Origin of the sequence: Mediterraneibacter sp. 210702-DFI.5.30 (genome assembly GCF_020560115.1) — a bacterium.
Taxonomy (GTDB): Bacteria; Bacillota; Clostridia; order Lachnospirales; family Lachnospiraceae; genus Mediterraneibacter; species Mediterraneibacter faecis.
In genome coordinates this window covers 76256-94198 of the sequence record NZ_JAJCME010000008.1, presented here as the reverse complement: position 1 = coordinate 94198, position 17943 = coordinate 76256, and the positions used below count along the sequence as shown (strand labels likewise).

Sequence of the window (17943 nt, the reverse complement as noted above, 5' to 3'; positions counted from 1 at the left end):
TCGTCTTATTTATCTTCGAACTGAGTCATATCAACTTCCGGAAGCTGGCTTCTCTCAAGTCCAAGAGCTACCCAGTCTTTTTCTTCCTGATTCAGCGGAAGAACCGGTTTTCTCATAAGTGCTGAAGAGAAGATTCCTCTCTGTTTCAGAGCTTCTTTCAATCTTGCATGTGCTTCACCTGATGGCTGTCCGCCTCCGTAGATTGCCTGGGAAATGTGGTAGATACGATCTGACCAATCCTGAGCTTCTTTTAATGTATGTTTGTCTGGGTTAGCAAATACTTCTCTTGCCGGGCAGATGATCTCCGGTACGCATCCTGCGAATCCGATCAGAGCTCCGTCCATTCCTGGGAACCAGCTTACGCACAGTGTCTCGTCGTGGCATGTGATAAGAGAAATGTCTGGGCACTCCTGACGAAGAAGACGTACATCATGCTCGTAGATAGATGTAACACGTGTTCCCATCTTGATACATTTTACATGATCGATCTCTTTGCACATTTTGATCAGTGTCTCTACCGGGTAGAAAGCTTTGCTTGTTGCCGGGTACAGGTGGATGATGATGTCGATGTCAGCTCCCTCTGCAACGTCTTTTACATACTCGAACGGTGCATCCGGGTTCATACCGAATCTCAGCCACATATGTGGTGGCATAAGAAGGATTCCGTCGGCTCCTGCTTCCTTCGCTTCTTTTGCCATCTCGATAGACTCTGCTGTGTTCTCACAGTTAACACCAGAGATGATTGTCATAACGTCTCCACACTCTTCTGCACAGATCTCTACAACACGTTTTCTCTCTGCTCTTGTAAGTCCTGTGATCTCTCCTGTATGTCCGTTACATACAAGTCCGTCCATTCCTTTTCCATAGAATGTTTTGATCCATCTTAAGTATGCTCTGAATTCTGGTTCGTTGATAGAATAATCGTCATTAAGCGGTACAGATACTGCTGGGAAAATTGTCTTGAATGTTTTTACTTTTGCCATTTTTATTGTCTCCTTTTTCTTCCGAATTTCATTATTATCAATTTCCAGAACTTTGCGCATTGTTCATTTTTCATATTACAAACGTTTGTTGTTTGCTATGTTTAGGTTATATCACACAATGCAACACCTGGTCAACGAATCAGGCCTCTCCTGCAATTTGTTGCATAAATCCAATTCATCTGCCATTTTCATGCAATTTATTGTGTATTTGCACAACAAACCGCATAAAGACTGAAAAATTAGTTTAAAAAGATAAGTTTAACGAAAAGGCAAAAAGGAAGCTGCCGCTTCGCAATTTTATTGTTAAAGCGGCAGCCTCCTCTAAAAGGCATATTTTATCTTATAATAACATGGCAGAATTATTGCAGTATGTTTCTTAGTCTTCGAACTGTGTCATGTCTACTTCCGGAAGCTGGCTTCTCTCAAGGCCGAGAGCTACCCATGCTTTCTCTTCATCGTTCAGCGGAAGAACTGGTTTTCTCATAAGTGCTGACTTGAAGATTCCTCTCTGTTTCAGAGCTTCTTTCAGTCTTGCATGAGCTTCACCTGATGGCTGTCCGCCTCCATAAATTGCCTGGGAAATGTGGTAGATACGATCTGACCAGTCCTGAGCTTCTTTTAATGTATGTTTGTCTGGGTTAGCAAATACTTCTCTTGCCGGGCAGATGATCTCCGGTACGCATCCTGCGAATCCGATCAGAGCTCCGTCCATTCCTGGGAACCAGCTTACGCACAGTGTCTCGTCGTGGCATGTGATAAGAGAAATGTCTGGGCACTCCTGACGAAGAAGACGTACATCATGCTCGTAGATAGATGTAACACGTGTTCCCATCTTGATACATTTTACATGATCGATCTCTTTGCACATTTTGATCAGTGTCTCTACCGGGTAGAAAGCTTTGCTTGTTGCCGGGTACAGGTGGATGATGATGTCGATGTCAGCTCCCTCTGCAACGTCTTTTACATACTCGAACGGTGCATCCGGGTTCATACCGAATCTCAGCCACATATGTGGTGGCATAAGAAGGATTCCGTCGGCTCCTGCTTCCTTCGCTTCTTTTGCCATCTCGATAGACTCTGCTGTGTTCTCACAGTTAACACCAGAGATGATTGTCATAACGTCTCCACACTCTTCTGCACAGATCTCTACAACACGTTTTCTCTCTGCTCTTGTAAGTCCTGTGATCTCTCCTGTATGTCCGTTACATACAAGTCCGTCCATTCCTTTTCCGTAGAATGTTTTGATCCATCTTAAATATGCTCTGAATTCTGGCTCGTTGATTGAGTAGTCGTCGTTAAGTGGTACAGATACTGCTGGGAAGATTGTCTTGAATGTTTTTACTTTTGCCATTTTTATTGTCTCCTTTTTCTTGTATGAGATAACATGATTTTTAATGTTTCCTAACAATGCGCATTGTTCATTTCTTTCTATGCAAACGTTTGTTGTTTGCTATGATTAGGTTATATCACACAAAAAAGAGACGGTCAACAAAATAACCGTCTCCTGCAATTTGTTGCATAAATCAGATAAATAATGGCTTTTACTGCAATAAGTTTCCAACAAAATTCATTTTATCCGTGATACTCTCCATTATACTGGATCAATGTAATATCTTCTACATTCGTGATCTTCCGGATCTTCTCTGTGAAATTAAGCTCATTCTGGCGGCAGAACACTTCAACCGCCATCTCTGTCTTCTCTCCACGCATCGTCTTTGACTTTATGAAATATTTCATTTTTCCAAAGCTGCGGATAATTTCATCACCTGCCTCATCTCCCTGATAATGAATCACTGCGATATAGATCCTGCCCTTCTGCTGCTTATGATAGAACAGAAAGATCATCGCGATCATCACTACTGCCGCGATCAGAGCCAGCACATACATTCCTGCTCCGGTCGTGATACCTGTCGTGATTGCCCAGAAAAGATAGAGCAGATCCATCGGATCCTTCACCGCCGTACGGAAACGTACGATAGACAATGCACCGACCATACCAAGGGAAATCACGATATTCGTACTGATCGCCAGAGTAACCATGCAAGTGAGAAGTGTCATGCCGACCAACGTAACCGCAAAGCTCCGAGAGAAGATCACCCCTACATAAAACTTGCTGTAAACCATATAGATCACCGCTCCGAGAAGCAACGCCACGATCAGCGAAATTGCCATCTTCTGTGCATTAAAACTATCAAATACGCCGGATTCCAGCACCGACTTCTTAATCATATCTTGTACACTCATAATCGTTTTCTCTCCTGTGTTTCATTCCAATATTCAAACCCATGTAAGTACTGTGACTTTTCATAACAGAGTATATATTTCGATACTGCTGTGAATTCCTGTGCATTTGGCGGAAGCAGATCACGCACGATCTGTGGAAGCATCTCTGTGAATTTCACTTCCATGACCAGCTTTCCCGGTTCCAGCACAGACAGTGTCGGAAGAGACGGATCAAAGATATCATAACTTCCGACCGCCGCACGCACATCACTGTCAAATGTAATCCTGACTGTCCCCTCGTCCATGATCCACGGTACACGGTCATAGTCAACGATTGTGCGCGGACGCATAAGATTGCTGACGCATTCCACATAAAATTCTCTGCACAATGGATAGGGACTCTTTAATAAAAATTGATAATCCCCATCAAGAATCCTGTAGAATTCTTCTTTTGTCAGCGGAGCGCTTTCTTTATAAATATAACTTCCGAATTTCTTCTTCCGCTCCAGTTTGATTGAACGGTCACTACAATCATAAATACGGATCCTATATTTTTTTCGCATCAGAACACCAGATTCCTTTTCCGCATAAGCGCTGTTGAAATAATCTTCAAAATAAAGACTGCGGATCATATAACCGTTTCCCTTTGCATTTGGATCTTTTTTCAACAAATGCTTCATCCTCAGCTCCAGCAGTTCTTTCTCACTGGTACTGATCAGATATTTCCACTCATTACGGAAGCGTTCTTTTGATAAATCATTCTTCATAAATATCTTCCTCAACATTTTGTCCGCCTGTAATGTAGAAGCATTTCATACCATAGTTTTTCCCATCATCGGTTACATAATAATCAAATGCATCCTGCGTCTTTCCGGATTCGTTTGTCGCACGGACACGGACGAAATACTGTCCGTCTGACGGAACCGTAGTTTCTGCTTCCGGAATTTGAATATTATCCTGCCGAAATACAATCTCATTGAACTGATAGTCTTTCGCCAGTTCAACTGTATAAGTAATCGTCTCCGCATCAAAATCATAGGATGCATCCCAGTTCAGCTTCAAGGTATTTCCCTCGATTACCGGTACTCCAATATAAAATGGCATTGGTTTTTCCAGACTCTCCTTATAAAGCTCATAATTTTGTTCCACCTCGGAAGGGATCGCCGCTGCAACTGTATCATATTGAGCTTCGGTCAGCGGTGCATTCATCTGGTCCGGCATCTGATACAAATACTTCTGCGTCACTGTGCGATATTTCTCTATCATACCGCTGATCCGCTCTACGCTGAGATAGGATCTCAGATCCTGAATTGCCGCATCAAGTTCCTCACGAAACTCCTCGGACTGCAGACATCTCTGAAAAAGAACATTTCCCCAGTAATTACTGATTCCACATTCCCAGCTTCCCTGATCGGAACGATTTTGAATACTATATTCCGTTCTCATAAATGATCCATCATTGTCCCACGCAATCAAATACCAGGTATTTGAATTCTGTGGACTATATAAATATGTATTACGGTTCTGCGTATCTACATTCCCGGTCAGGATCTGATATGCCATCCAATACGTCAGATTTTCTCTGTCAAAATATTGATCCAGGATATTAGCAATCGATTTTGAATTATCATTCAGATCCGTAAGCATATCGATCAATTTCGTATGGTCAGAATCTCCCTTGATCTCCAGAAGCTTTTCAAATGCTGTCTGATCATAGGTCGGATCGTCTTCTTTTTTTATCACATCTTCATAACGGTAAAACTCAAATGAATTGATCTTATACAACTGCCCATTTGAATCCATTCCATGATTCTTCATTCCCGTCTTGTTGAGCTGCTCCACCTGCGTATACAAACCATAATCCTGGAATTCTGTGCTGTTCCCTTCGGTGAGATCTCGCACATACAAATGTACGAACTGGGTTCTGAGAGACATCAACTGTGGGATTCCCTTCAAAAGATCATAAGACAGCTTATTGCGGAAACGCATTCCCTCTGTCTGGTGTTTATTCAGATTGATCGTACGTTGTCCTCGCCAGGTTCCTTTATTCTTTTTCAGCTCTATCTTATAATTTTTCTGTGCATTACTGCTTGAAGTCTGCCCTCTGATCTGCACCGTCGCATTCGGCACACTTTCACCGTAACCAACCTCTCCACTCTGTGGACCAGACTCATCTCCAACCTGGAGGAGCGCCGCTGTCTGGTAACGGTCTACTCCCATTTTGTCATAATCATAAGCCGAATAACTGTTGATTTCCTTCCAGGTATGATTCGTACCCTCCGAAGAATTCCCTTGAGAAACCGTAAGATACATTGTCACAACACTCGTCTCGTCATCATTTTCATAGAGGCTGTCCTTATCTCGAAGATGAACGTCATTGATATCCTGTGTCTTGGCCTTTTCTATTGTTTCTTGTTGCTCTGTCTTTGTTTCTGAAGCATTCCCTGTTTTCCCCAAAGCTGTACATCCCGTCAGGCAACAGGACATTCCTAATAAAAGGGCACATCCCAGTGCAATTGATTTATAATTTTTCAAGCTCGTCTCCCCTTTCTATTTTCTCTTCCAGAAAACATCCTAACCGTGTGAAAAATCCTGTTTTATCTTCCGCCACGATTGGTTGTACACTCAAAATATAATACGGAAGTTTTTTAATAAAATATCCAAGCCGCAGCGTACAGATCAGAAAGAATACTGCACTTCCAAGTAAAAATCCAAAGCCATAGTATACTTGCGGGAAAAATAGAGATATACAGGTAAATCCTGTCGTACACGCCGCAAACATTCCTGTTGCATATAATGCTCCTTTATAATCTGTAAAATACAGCAGGATCAGCATCATTGTATTAGCAACCGCATAAAGTCCATAACCGACACACAGTGTCCTGAAATAGCCTTCCATAAGATCATTAAATCCAAGCGGAAGATAGGTCAGGAGAAGCTGTCCTACAGAAAGCGCCAATGCCGTTGTAAGAAGCTGCTTCAGTGCCGTATACTTCAGCTCCATATTCAAAACTTCTTTCATCTCGTTTCCTGCCTGTAAAATATCTTTAATTTCTCCTCTGTCATTAAACAGACTGTAGTAATTCCTGTATTTCGGATAGAAATTCACTTCCACCGACACAACGAAATTAACTGTCGTTATAAGAATCGTCAGATATGCGATCATTGCAGGGACATCGTGATACGGAGCACCATAGAATAACCCCTGTACATGTACATGGATCGGACTACACCACATAATAACCAAATGTGCAAAAAGTCCGATATTCGTAAACAAGCCTATAAAAGCAAGCGGAAGGAATTGATCCACCCAGCGCAGAAAGAAAAATGCACTGCTCTCACTCTGTGGAAAATAACGGTATAGCAGTGTCACGTCCCACAGAAGCATGATCCCATATCCGATCGTTACAGCAATCATCATTGCCTCTACATGTGGAATTCCGATCAAAACCAGTAGAACTCCAATCAAAAGCGACACTGTCACTGCCGACACAAACGATAGAAGTATCCCTTTATAATCCTTTATCGCGGTCAGATAACTCATCGCATTCCATGTGACGATCAGTTCTCCGAAAAACTCCAGACACAAAAACTGATCAATCAGATTGATTCCGGAAAACAAAAGAAAGATTCCGTACATGATTCCACCGACAACAAGCAGAATCGTTGTCGATCCCCAGAAGGAAGGGAGCACTGTTTCATGTCGTTCTTCATACAACATATCCGCAATATATCTCGTTACAACCATAGAAAAGAAGCTTGTCACAGTCAGCGAAGCGAGAAGTGTATAAGTAATCATACAGTTTAAAAGCTCCCGGTTATGCCTTGTCGCACCGGTATGATCACAGATAAAGGTAATCCCAACCAACAATACAATACCAAGCAACATCGGACCTGTACAGATAATTCCGGCATATCCATAGGCTTTCGCAGTCGATGCAATTCCACTTTTCTGGAATAATTTCTTTAACTCAAATCCGATTCCGGCCATCTGCTTCTTCCACCTCCCGATACATTTTCCGATACTTTTCAATCATTTCTTCTTTTCGATAATACGCCTTTACCCGTTTCTGTGCATTTGCGCCCATACGAAGTCTTCGCGTTCTGGAAGCACACATCTGATCCATTGCCTGCGCAAGTCCCTCACGATACATTGGCGGAACACAATATCCTACGGATCCATAACAGTCCTCCTCGTTCCCGTCCAGAAGTTCCCTGCAACAGCCCACATCCGTAGTCACACAAGGACGCCTTGCGGCAAATGATTCCAGGACAGACAACGGCTGTCCTTCTGATATACTCGTCAAAATTGTAAAATCCAGCTTTTCCATATAGGAGATAATATCCACACGGCCTGTAAAGATCACATTTTCCAAATGTAACTGATCGACCAGCGCATAGCATTCCTGAGCATACTCCTCATCATCAACGCCACCCATAATATGGAGCCGCACATGATCTCTTTTCGTACACAGCTCATAAAACGCATAAATCATTGTCTTGATATCCTTGATCGGCGCCAGACGCACAACTGCGCCAATATCAACCCATCCGTCTTCTTCTTTCAACGGAATAGAAGAGAGTCGTTCGTAATTGATTCCATTCTCAACTACACGACATTTTTCCTTGTCACATCCCATCTGAATCTGTGCAAGCATAGCATTGGTAAACAACGCTGAGACAGAAAAGGCTCTCGTATAAATAATATCCGACAACATATAAAAGAAGGCGATCCACTGCTTTTTAAATGCCGGCTGTACCCATTTTGCACGGATGATCTCTTCTTCACGCTCTCTTGTATAAATTCCATGCTCCGTCAAAAGCACTTTCTTCTTATAGACATATCCGCCGAGACACGCAAGAAGTCCTCCGTACCCCGTACAGATCGCGTGATAAACATCTGCCTTAGGCACTTCACTTCCCATCAGATAAAGAACCGGAAGCAGCATAGAGCGCATCGTGTGAAATGCATCCGCAAACGGAGTATATGGATAATCTTTTATACAGCACTCTGTCAATATATTCAAAAACTCTTCACTTTTCAAAAAGGACATCGGGTTCAGTTTCTGGTCATAATAGAGGTGAAACAAAACCTCCCAGTCCGGACGTTTGCACAGCATCAGCTCCTTTAAGCTGTTCTTTTCTTCCTTCGTAAAAGCATGAAGCATTTTCCCTGAATCCTTCAGCCTCAGAGCATCATCCAGGAAAACCTCATGGACCTCGACGACATTTTCAGGAAGTTCGTAGACAAATTTCCCTCGATCCTTCGCATTTGCTCCGATTACCCACAGAACAAACTCATGCTCTTTCATTTCATTGATATACTGATGCATCCATGTGGATACACCGCCAAACACATAGGGATAACATCCCTCTAATATAAGACAGATTCTCACAACTAACTCCTTATCTGCCGCATTTTACTGCTTCGTATTTTATTCTGTTTTCTCGATGGTTACAGTCGGCTCCTTTGCCTTGAGCAAATAGAGGTTTCCGGTCAAATGCGTAAGTTTTCCTCCCGAAACATCTCCCGGTGTTCCTTCGTTAATCCGCACCATAAAATACACTTCATCATAAAAATTGTCGAGTTCCAGTCTGATCTCCTGATCTGTCACTGTCTTTGTAAATGTGACCGCTCCATAGCGCTGGATCGCGCCGGACAGTTCCGAACCTGTAAGCTGTCTCAAGGACGGTGCTGAATCATCCAGCCAGTCCATATAATCACTTAAGTTCCCTTTCAATTTTTCCCAGCCAAGTGCCGCACCACGATCTTCGTCCAGAAGATCATCCGGATGTATAAAATGGCTGTTCACAAAATGCATGTTCAATTCAGACAATGCTGCCATCTTCATATAGCTATCAATGATCGCACCTGAAATGATACGAGGCTGTTCCACAATACCATCCTCCGCCACTTCAAATTCCTGCACATAAGCAAACTCACCGGTGAAATAGTTACTGGCGATCGTCCTGATCTGCGGAAAATCCTCTGCAAGCATTCTCCTACCTTCTGCCGACAATACATTGGACGGTGGTACATAAACCGACATCGATGTGCTTGGAAATATTTTATCGCCAAATCGTACCAGTTCCTTTACAGCTTTTTTCATCGCCGACTGATTTTTCCAGGTGTCATATGGAAGCACATCGCCATAGTCCGTATTTGGGAGGCTTAACGGCTGATGATTGTATCCATGATATCCGAGCTCCCCGCCCTGATGGAGCAACATATTTCCAAAATATTCGAAGCGTTTGGTATCTTTCTGCTTCTCGATCGTCCCGTCTGTCGCATCCCCATAGTTCTCAATCATCACACCTGTATAACGGATACCATGATCAGAGGCAAGTTCCAGCATGTCCGGCCACCATACGTTCATATAAAACTCGCTGATGCTCATCTCATAATCACGTTTCACATAAGTACCGTCTCCATTTGGAACCGGTGACGGGAAATCATCCAGATAAAAGGTTGATCCATTGATCACCGGATAGAGACCGACATCCGTAAGAAGACTGTAAGACGCTGCATAAAATCCACGGACTGACTTCTCATACAATCCAAAATTATCTACTACAAACTTTCCTTTTCCATATTGATTTTCCCAGATTACCGGCTGACCGTTTTCATCCTCTACCTGTGCATGAACCTTCGCCTGCTCACTCAGCTGCACTGCCCAGGCAGAATCATATGGATCTGTGATTTCATAAGCCTGCCCGCCGCCAAGCATAAAATCCGGTTCAAAATAAATACTGTCTACAACCGTATTTTCATAACCTGAAGAAATAATTCCAAGCTTCTGTTCTATTATCGACGTATATGCCGTTTTCTGAAGAGTCATCGCAAAGAGTGCATTTCCACCTTCCGAAACCCAGTCACACAGTTCCAAAAGTTTCTCTTTCAATGGACTGATATCACTTAATAATACAACCACTGTTTCATACTCATCATAGTCAGGGATCACAGAATCACTCTTCAGATCGACTACGTCCGTCCCAACCTTCATATCTTTAAATATTTGCTGAAACTGTGTCCAGGCCTGTTCACTTGCTTCATCCGCACTGTTGCGAAGGACCAGACAGGTCTTCGGCAATGACTTCACAGCCGTCTGTTCGGTGACTACCTCTTCTCGATCGAGATACGCAACTTTTCTATTCTTTTCTGTATATTGAATACCACTTCGTTCAGCAAAAAGAACAACTGCCATCATCATAAAGACGCACAGGATTACTAACATGCTTTTAAACGGAAATGTTTTCAATGATTTTAATCTAACCAAAAATCCAATGCCTCCTTACTCTTGGAAGACAGATAAATGTGTTCCTCCTGCATCTGTCTTAAACACTTCTGCAACTCGGATGCCATTTTACGTTCCGCCAGATACTGTATCTTCAGAGTCCAGAATTCTTCTCTGTGATGCCATTTCTGATCCATAAGTTCCAGAATTTCTCCCGCCTGAACATAATCTCCGTTTTTCATCAGATTTTTAAACAGGCACACACATGTATGGAGCGTTGCTTTTATCTTCAGCTTTTGATTCAAAAGCCGGATATAACGAACTCGCTGTTCTTTCTCCATCTGTGCTTCCAGAATCCCCTGATTCAGATATTCTTCCATAAAATTACAATACTGATTCAGAACTTCGGGATCATTCGGAGATGCCGCATACAGTTTTTCCAGTTTCTGCAACCGGAAGTCATACTCCTTAGAAAGCTCAACCATAGCTGTGATCGCATAATGAACCACCTCTACATCTTCGTTCATACGAGCCTGTTTCAGAATGTCCATGTATTCTTCCGGATCGTCGTTTAGCACATCCATGATCAGCTCACGTCGTACCCCCGGCTTATTGATCAGAAGTGCTTCCTCCAGCGGAACAATCTTCTCATCCATATCCGAAGCTGCCTGAAAAATATTTTTATAAATCTCTTCATTCACACGAAGCTTTTCCACTCCCGGCTCTATTCTATTGTCTCTTTTCGTCAGCCTCTGCAAATGCAAAAGCAGCACACATATCGTCCCCCAGAAAGGAACAAAGACTACAAGTCCGATCAGATATTTTTTCACTTTCAGAAAATGTGTCTTTATCCCCATCCAGACCAACACACAACAAACAATATGTAATAGGATCAGAAGTATCCCAAGCACTGTTTGAATCATAATATCTCTCCCACAAATATGCCGGTCACAATCTGTTGCGACCGGCAATAATTCTTCGCTTCTCTTTCTTTTCTCACTTAATCCGCACTCTCGACAGCATCGATTTCATGACATATAAATCCGCCCTTCTCCAGTCTTGCGAGAATGATCGGCAATACTTTCCTGTCCGTCTGCGAAAGAATGAGAAACAGCTCTTCTTTTTCAGAAATTCCCCAGACATCATTTTCACGGACAGACTTCTGCAGCACTGCATCCGCCTCTGCAAGTGACATCTGCGGATAATCCAGCTTTAGAAGCGTATAGGATGCCAGCTGTTCTTCTCTCATAGCATGAAATGAATACAATCGTTCTTCAAAATACTCTGGTTTCAATGTACTTGTACCTGCCACATACTGCCTGCTCTTAACCGCTTCCTGGTATTCCAGCGCACGCAAAAGAGCGGTCTCCACCAGACCACTGAGAACCTGGAACAAATTCAGATAATAAAGAGAAAGCTGCTCGCCCTTTACATCCTGAATAAAAATCAGCATCACGAGCTCTCCGTCTTTTTGAATTCCTTTTATACACATTGGATATCCTTCCAGGAACTCCCGGTTTACCCATACATTTCCGGCTTCTACTGCCTCATTTGCCTCCAGATAATCCTTCATACAAATAGAAGTGGCAAACACATCTTTCATTCCTTGTGATGCGATCGTAAGTCGTCCGAACTGCTTTTTCTTTCCCACCGAATAGATTGCAATCGTATGATTCTCAAGAACAGATTCCATCACATGAAGCGTTTCGATAAAAAGATCCTGCGGAAGAAAGACATCAAGTTTTTTCGTAATGTCAAAAATCTTACCAAAACTGTCTCGACTTCCCAGAATCTGCTTCTTGTACTGACGCTTATCCCGAAGCGTCTCCTGATACATTTCCCGCGCAAATAAAAATTTATCCAAAATAAGCTTATTTTCCGCTTTCATAAACCGAACATTCTCAGTATTCTTCAATCGTACATATCCACAGATTGCGCTGACAGCGAAATAAAAGATAAATGGAATCCAGTTCGACGGTTCATAAAAAAGTGTTGTCCATCCGATTCCAGTCTTTGCATATGCCACCAACAGCGAAAGGGATTCCAGTCCTGCTGATGCAAGTCCATAATTAATACCGTATAAACTGCTGAACAGCACGATATATACCAGCCGCAGATCGATCATCTCAAACTGCACCTGATTCCCTGCCACTCGGTTCAGTACCTCGAACACAAAAAATGTGAGCAACAGCTCGATGATTCTTACAACTGTCGCATGACTGTTGAGAAAGCTCTTCAAAGCATCTATCTTTCGGATCTTATAATTTGTCTTCTGACAATACTGTGCATATATTTCCGAGAGATCTTCCAAAAAAGAAATCTTCGGAAACCAGCCATATTCATTCCTCAATATCTTGTCAGTGACTATTCTCTCCTGAATCATCGCATCTGCAAGATATGTAATGTGTGCGAATGGAAATATCTGCTTAAGCTTTTCTCCGAGCTGTTCAAAGGTAAAATGAAACACTTGCGGAATCTGAAGATAAGTACTCTCCTCATTCCAGTTATCAAAAATCTTATATAACAGGTCCGCAAGATCACTCAACGCAAGAAAATACATTTCCTGAGATGGTGCTTCTTCAAAGAGGATCGACTTTTGATTGAGTGCTTTCGAAAATAATTGAAAGAAATAATCCTCCTCGTAAGTGCCGGAATAAAGGTACGGCGCACGCAGAATCTTAACAGAAATCTGATGCAGTTCGCAATACTGCCTGCAGAACTCCTCTACGGTACGAACCATTAATGTCTTTCCGGTCGTTTCTTCATACAAACCCTCCGGACCGGTAATATACAGCAGTCGTGAATTCGTATTTCCTTTATAATAATGTAATACTTTACGTAAAGTCTCAAGCTCACCGTCTTTCTTCCCATGAAAGGTGAGATAATTAGAAAAATAAATCACACCCTCAAATTCATAAGTCTTAAAGATATCTTCAAATTCCTTCTCTGCATGTGGCATTGGATGCACCGATATCCCTTTGCGACGATCTGATTTTAATGCAGTCTCTCCAAGCAGGAGAATCTGACACTCCGGGAAGGCTTCCTTAATAAATTCAGTTGTGATATATCCGATGTTTCCAGTTACTAATAATTTCATAAGATGATAGCCTCATATTATTCATTTCCTTTAGTATAACATTTTTCCTTTCAGATTAGAATAGACTAATCTTATACAAATTATAGCTGATTGAGCGCCATTCTATAACAAAATTCACTATGGTAAAACATTGAAGTCACACCGCACCGTCACCCTGTTCTTTCCATCCAGCGTACAGGTGAACAAACTCAGCGCCCACTCTCCGCTTGTCATATCTTCCACACTTTGTGGAGTCAATGCTTCTACCACCGCCACTTTGTATTCGAACCGGTTTCCGGCTGCATCTGTGAAGATTACCTCGTCACCGGTCTCAAGTTCTTTTAACTTTCCGAAATGTGTTCTGTAATTGTGTGCCGCGATCACAAGGTTATCCAGATAAGCACTTCCCGAATAACGGCAAGGTGCTTTCTTCAAAAGTGGGTAGCTCCATTTGCTCAATACCGGAAGCTTCAGATCAATCTCTGGTATCTCAAGCACTCCGATGCATGCCGCGCCGTCCAGATCTTCTAATGCGATCTCCGGCATCTCCATCTCCGGATTCAGCTGATAATCCGGTATCTGTCCGTCAGATTCTTCTGCCTGCTCTCCCTTATCAGAAATGTTCTGTTTCTTGTCTCTATATTCTTCCAACAGCTTCTCTCTGCTTTGCTCTGCCCGATAACCATCCCAGAAATTGTATGCAGAAAGAGCAAGGGCTGCTGCGAAAAGCAGCAACCCTGTGATTGTAAATATCTTTCCTATCTGATTCTTTTTCTTCTTGCTCATCAATTCTTCTCTTCTTTTCTATCCCGTAAAACTCTTCCCACCAGCAGACAGGTCGCACCTGCAAACAAAAGCACAAGTACCGGCCACCAGAGCTGTCCTGTCTGTGGAAGCTTGTCTGATGTTTTGTCTGATGTTTTGTCTGTCGTTTTATTTGTTGTTTTATCCGTCGGCTTCTTCGATGGTGGATTCACTTCTCCATCCGACTTTCCCGGCTTCTTTGCTGTATTTGTCAAGACAACTGTATTTCCTTCACGCACAACAGCAACGGTATACCCATTCGGGACCTCTGCCTCTGACACGCTCCAGCGCATCAGTGTAGAAAGATTCTTCCATGTATAGGACCACTGGTTTTCTTTCGTAAGTGTCTGACGGTCAACGACCTTTGTCTTCCCTTCTGCATCTGTCTGTAACAAATCAACCGCGATAGAATCCGGGCGATCCTTCTCCTGATCCTGCTTCCATACCTTCAATACATGAACCTTCGTCTTCGGTTCTTCCGGTTTGTCATTCTTCTCGAACTTTAGAACCGCTGTTACCTGATACGGATCTGTCCCTTCTGAAGTTCCCTGCGAACCATCCGGCAATGCGATCAATGCTGTCTGTGGCTCATAGATTTGTGTCTTGCCATCTTCCTGCAGCTCTGTTGTCTGTCCCAGCACAAGATAAAGTCCCCGATTAAGCTCTGTAAAACATACTTTCCTGTCCGAACCTGATACAAGCACTGCATCTGCTGTGATTCCATCACGTCTGATATAGTCCGCCAGTGCATCCGCTGCACCCTGCCATCCCTCCTGGCTCTTCTGCTCCAATGAGACCGGATACTTCCGGAATCGTTCCGTCAATGTAAAGCTTCCTGACTCCTCATACTCTGCCACACGGTACAGAGACAATTCCATCCCCTCAACCGGGCAGACAATCGAAATACTTCCCTTCTGTGTACTCTCTTCTTCCGCTGCCAGAACCGGACTCCCCTTTGAGATTCCGAGCATCCCAGTCAGAGCAATGAGAAACGTCAGCACATATATCATATAATTCCTGTCTCTGTGGCAGATTCTTTTCTTTGGACTTCGCATGTTCTCCCTCCCACTGATTGATTTATTTCTTATTCTTTTTCTTCGAACGACTAGCGGACCAATCCGCTACAAGGAAACTGATGATTAAAAGAGGAATGGCAATACATACTGCAACCAGTATACTACTTACCTTCGCCGCATCTGATGTAACTCTCACATCACTTCCTGCACGATTCTCGATCCTGTGTCCACGTACCAACAAACGATGCGTATTAATACCATAAGGCGTACAAGTAAATAAAGTACATAAATCCTGTCCTTCCTCAATCTGAAGAAGTCCATAATCCTCCGGCTCTACAATCGCAATCTGATCCACCTCATATGTCAATACCTGATCATATACATGAAGCGTGAAAATGTCTCCCTTCTTCAATCGATCCAGCTTTGTAAAAAGCTGTGCACTCGGAAGTCCTCTGTGCCCGGACAAGACACAATGCGTTCCACTTCCGCCTACCGGCAAACTGGAGCCTTCCAGATGCCCTATTCCAACCTGCAAGACTGACTCCTCTACCGTATGATAAATAGCAAGTTCACAACGAATCTCAGGAATCTCAATGTACCCCATCATCCCCGTACCATCCGCATTCAATAAACTTTTGTAAGTATTCAGTTCTTCTTCCGTCGGTGTGAAACGCCCGGCATTCGATAAAAGGGCTTCATTATATGCCTTCGCCGCATCAATCGCATCCTGCTTTTTCTTTCTGCTCATCTTTTCCATCGCATCCGAATAATTTGCAACGGCCTTCGTCTGATGCAATGAATTCCAATAATTACTCACTGTTGGATACAACAGTAAGGACAGGCCTGTAACAAAAACAATCACGGTAATAATCGTTGATATCTGTTTTTTCATCTTGCTCTTACAACCCTCTCCTTACTGTTGTAAAGGGAATGCTTCCCATTCCCCTTACAACAAATTTAATCCTGTTACTGTTCACACTACGTGCGATTAGTAACTATTCTTTCTTTATTTAGAGTCTGTTCTCTTCTTTGCAATCAGTACAACACCAGAAATAAGTACTAATAAAGCTCCTGCGATGTAGAATACAGTTGTACCCATACCACCTGTGGATGGAAGGAGGGAGCCGGATTGGTTGAGTATTTTAATATCTCCACTGTTCACAGTATTATCTACTAGTATTACGTTTTGTTCTGATACCTTAATTAGTTTCGGCTTAGCCAATTTATTATATCCCTTTGGAGCTTCTATTTCGGTTAAATAGAATTCACCATGAATTCCTTTTATCTTAAATTTACCATTCTCAACAGTTTCTATTGTATCAATTGTACCAGTTTCACCTTTTTTAGCAACTCTATAAATGTCATAATCGTCTTGCGCTGTTTCTTTCACAAATTTAATTTTATTTTCTCCTTTTTCATCTGTACTCAAAGTAAACTTTGCTTTTGCTAGACCAACCTCGGAACCACCTTTTTCTGTATATTTAAACACCGGAATTTGATAAGTATATGTATTTGTTATTGATTCAGTTGTATTTTTTGAATCTCCATAGCTTAACCATGTAGCATTTTTATTACCTGAATTATCCTCTGCATTATGCCCTATAAATGCATTTTCATTTAACACTGCTTCATAAGTCACAACAACTTCTGTATCAGCAGCCAAATTTTTATAAAACTGCTCTGTGAACGTAATATGAAATGTACATGCATTTTCATCTGTTCCCTTTTTATCACCAAACGTCACTTCATAATCGGTACCTTTTACATATTCCGTATTTCCATTTTTCACTTTTCACTTTTATAGAATCTTGGCTAAGTGTGAATCCTCCATCCATTTTATCATGCAGAATATAATTTTCAGCACCCACTTTTGTAGTAATAGTGGTTTGGAACTTAACTGTATCTCCTATATTTGCAAAGTTTCTATCCTGCCACTTAGCACTTTCCGTCGTACCCGTAGCTTCATTATAAACCAACTTCGTTACTGTAGGAATTTCATTCTTTTCTCTAATCGTTACATCTGGATTTGTTGTATCAAGACTACAAAGTGCACCTGCACTTGAATCTACTAAATAGTAACCAAGTGGAAGATCCTCAAATGTCAATGACACTTTTTTTCCAGTTTCACCTGTTGCAGGCTTTTCATGTATGTCGTTGGTCTCATCAAATACTGTCTCGCCCACATTAGCTGTCGCATATTTCAGTGCTTCCTGTGCTAATTCTGCTGCTTTCGCTTCATTCATCCCAAGCTTCCAAGTTACATATCCATTCTCATTAATATCTACATACTCAGAACCTTTACCAGGCTCTTCAAAGAAGGCCTTCCATCCCTGTGCTGGTTTATAAGAATAAAGCCCTTCATCTTTTCCAGCTGTACTCGGCTCAGGCTTATAACTATCTAATGTTAAAATCTTATAAATTTTATACGTCTGACCAGCTATTGCATTACTAATTGTGATACTTCCTGTTTCACCTTTTCCTGCTTCCGCAGCTCCTACCACGCTACACATTCCTAACACCATCATAATTGAGAGCATTATGGCAGTAATCTTCTTAATAACCTTCATTTTTCTTCCTCCTTGTTTTTCCGTTACCCCCCCCCCGAT

General features: G+C 42.3%; 15 protein-coding genes. All 15 read right to left on the bottom strand.

Annotated elements, in window-relative coordinates; genetic code table 11:
• Positions 1-5 precede the first annotated feature (5 nt).
• Positions 6-983: a dihydrodipicolinate synthase family protein gene (locus LI126_RS10125; protein ID WP_055158181.1), complete on the bottom strand. Its 978-nt coding sequence runs from the start codon at positions 981-983 to the stop codon at positions 6-8.
• Between the two features lie 376 nt (positions 984-1359).
• Positions 1360-2334, bottom strand: a complete 975-nt coding sequence (locus tag LI126_RS10120) for a dihydrodipicolinate synthase family protein (protein ID WP_155204712.1) — start codon at positions 2332-2334, stop codon at positions 1360-1362.
• Positions 2335-2555: 221 nt separating this feature from the next.
• Positions 2556-3227 (bottom strand): DUF4956 domain-containing protein, encoded by a 672-nt coding sequence (locus tag LI126_RS10115; protein WP_227165307.1) that lies wholly within the window; start codon positions 3225-3227, stop codon positions 2556-2558.
• Positions 3224-3973 carry a polyphosphate polymerase domain-containing protein gene (locus LI126_RS10110; RefSeq protein ID WP_081019668.1) on the bottom strand — a complete coding sequence of 250 codons (750 nt, stop codon included), beginning with the start codon at positions 3971-3973 and terminating at the stop codon, positions 3224-3226. Before LI126_RS10110 ends, LI126_RS10115 begins: the two co-directional genes overlap by 4 nt.
• Positions 3963-5741: a CotH kinase family protein gene (locus tag LI126_RS10105; RefSeq protein ID WP_227165306.1), complete on the bottom strand. Its 1779-nt coding sequence runs from the start codon at positions 5739-5741 to the stop codon at positions 3963-3965. The genes LI126_RS10110 and LI126_RS10105 overlap by 11 nt, the downstream gene beginning before the upstream one ends.
• Positions 5728-7197, bottom strand: coding sequence for an exopolysaccharide Pel transporter PelG (gene pelG / locus LI126_RS10100; protein WP_226866442.1), 1470 nt, complete (start codon positions 7195-7197; stop codon positions 5728-5730). Before pelG ends, LI126_RS10105 begins: the two co-directional genes overlap by 14 nt.
• A complete protein-coding gene (gene pelF / locus LI126_RS10095; RefSeq protein WP_055158274.1) occupies positions 7178-8602 on the bottom strand; it encodes a GT4 family glycosyltransferase PelF in 1425 nt (474 codons plus the stop codon). The genes pelG and pelF overlap by 20 nt, the downstream gene beginning before the upstream one ends.
• A gap of 39 nt (positions 8603-8641) precedes the next feature.
• Positions 8642-10483: a DUF2194 domain-containing protein gene (locus LI126_RS10090; RefSeq protein WP_227165305.1), complete on the bottom strand. Its 1842-nt coding sequence runs from the start codon at positions 10481-10483 to the stop codon at positions 8642-8644.
• The gene (locus LI126_RS10085; protein ID WP_227165304.1) at positions 10471-11364 is read right to left on the bottom strand and encodes a hypothetical protein; all 894 of its coding nucleotides are present in this window, start codon (positions 11362-11364) and stop codon (positions 10471-10473) included. The genes LI126_RS10090 and LI126_RS10085 overlap by 13 nt, the downstream gene beginning before the upstream one ends.
• 77 nt (positions 11365-11441) lie before the next feature.
• Positions 11442-13538, bottom strand: coding sequence for an NAD(P)-dependent oxidoreductase (locus LI126_RS10080; protein ID WP_227165303.1), 2097 nt, complete (start codon positions 13536-13538; stop codon positions 11442-11444).
• 117 nt (positions 13539-13655) lie between these two features.
• Positions 13656-14303 carry a sortase gene (locus tag LI126_RS10075; protein ID WP_227165302.1) on the bottom strand — a complete coding sequence of 216 codons (648 nt, stop codon included), beginning with the start codon at positions 14301-14303 and terminating at the stop codon, positions 13656-13658.
• A complete protein-coding gene (locus LI126_RS10070; RefSeq protein ID WP_227165301.1) occupies positions 14303-15376 on the bottom strand; it encodes a Cna B-type domain-containing protein in 1074 nt (357 codons plus the stop codon). Before LI126_RS10070 ends, LI126_RS10075 begins: the two co-directional genes overlap by 1 nt.
• A gap of 22 nt (positions 15377-15398) precedes the next feature.
• Entirely contained in the window at positions 15399-16229 is an 831-nt protein-coding gene (locus LI126_RS10065; RefSeq protein WP_227165300.1) for a class C sortase, read from the bottom strand.
• A gap of 114 nt (positions 16230-16343) precedes the next feature.
• Complete coding sequence (locus LI126_RS10060; protein WP_227165299.1) at positions 16344-17126, bottom strand: SpaA isopeptide-forming pilin-related protein; 783 nt, start codon at positions 17124-17126, stop codon at positions 16344-16346.
• Positions 17083-17904 carry a hypothetical protein gene (locus LI126_RS10055; protein ID WP_227165298.1) on the bottom strand — a complete coding sequence of 274 codons (822 nt, stop codon included), beginning with the start codon at positions 17902-17904 and terminating at the stop codon, positions 17083-17085. The genes LI126_RS10060 and LI126_RS10055 overlap by 44 nt, the downstream gene beginning before the upstream one ends.
• Positions 17905-17943 lie beyond the last annotated feature (39 nt).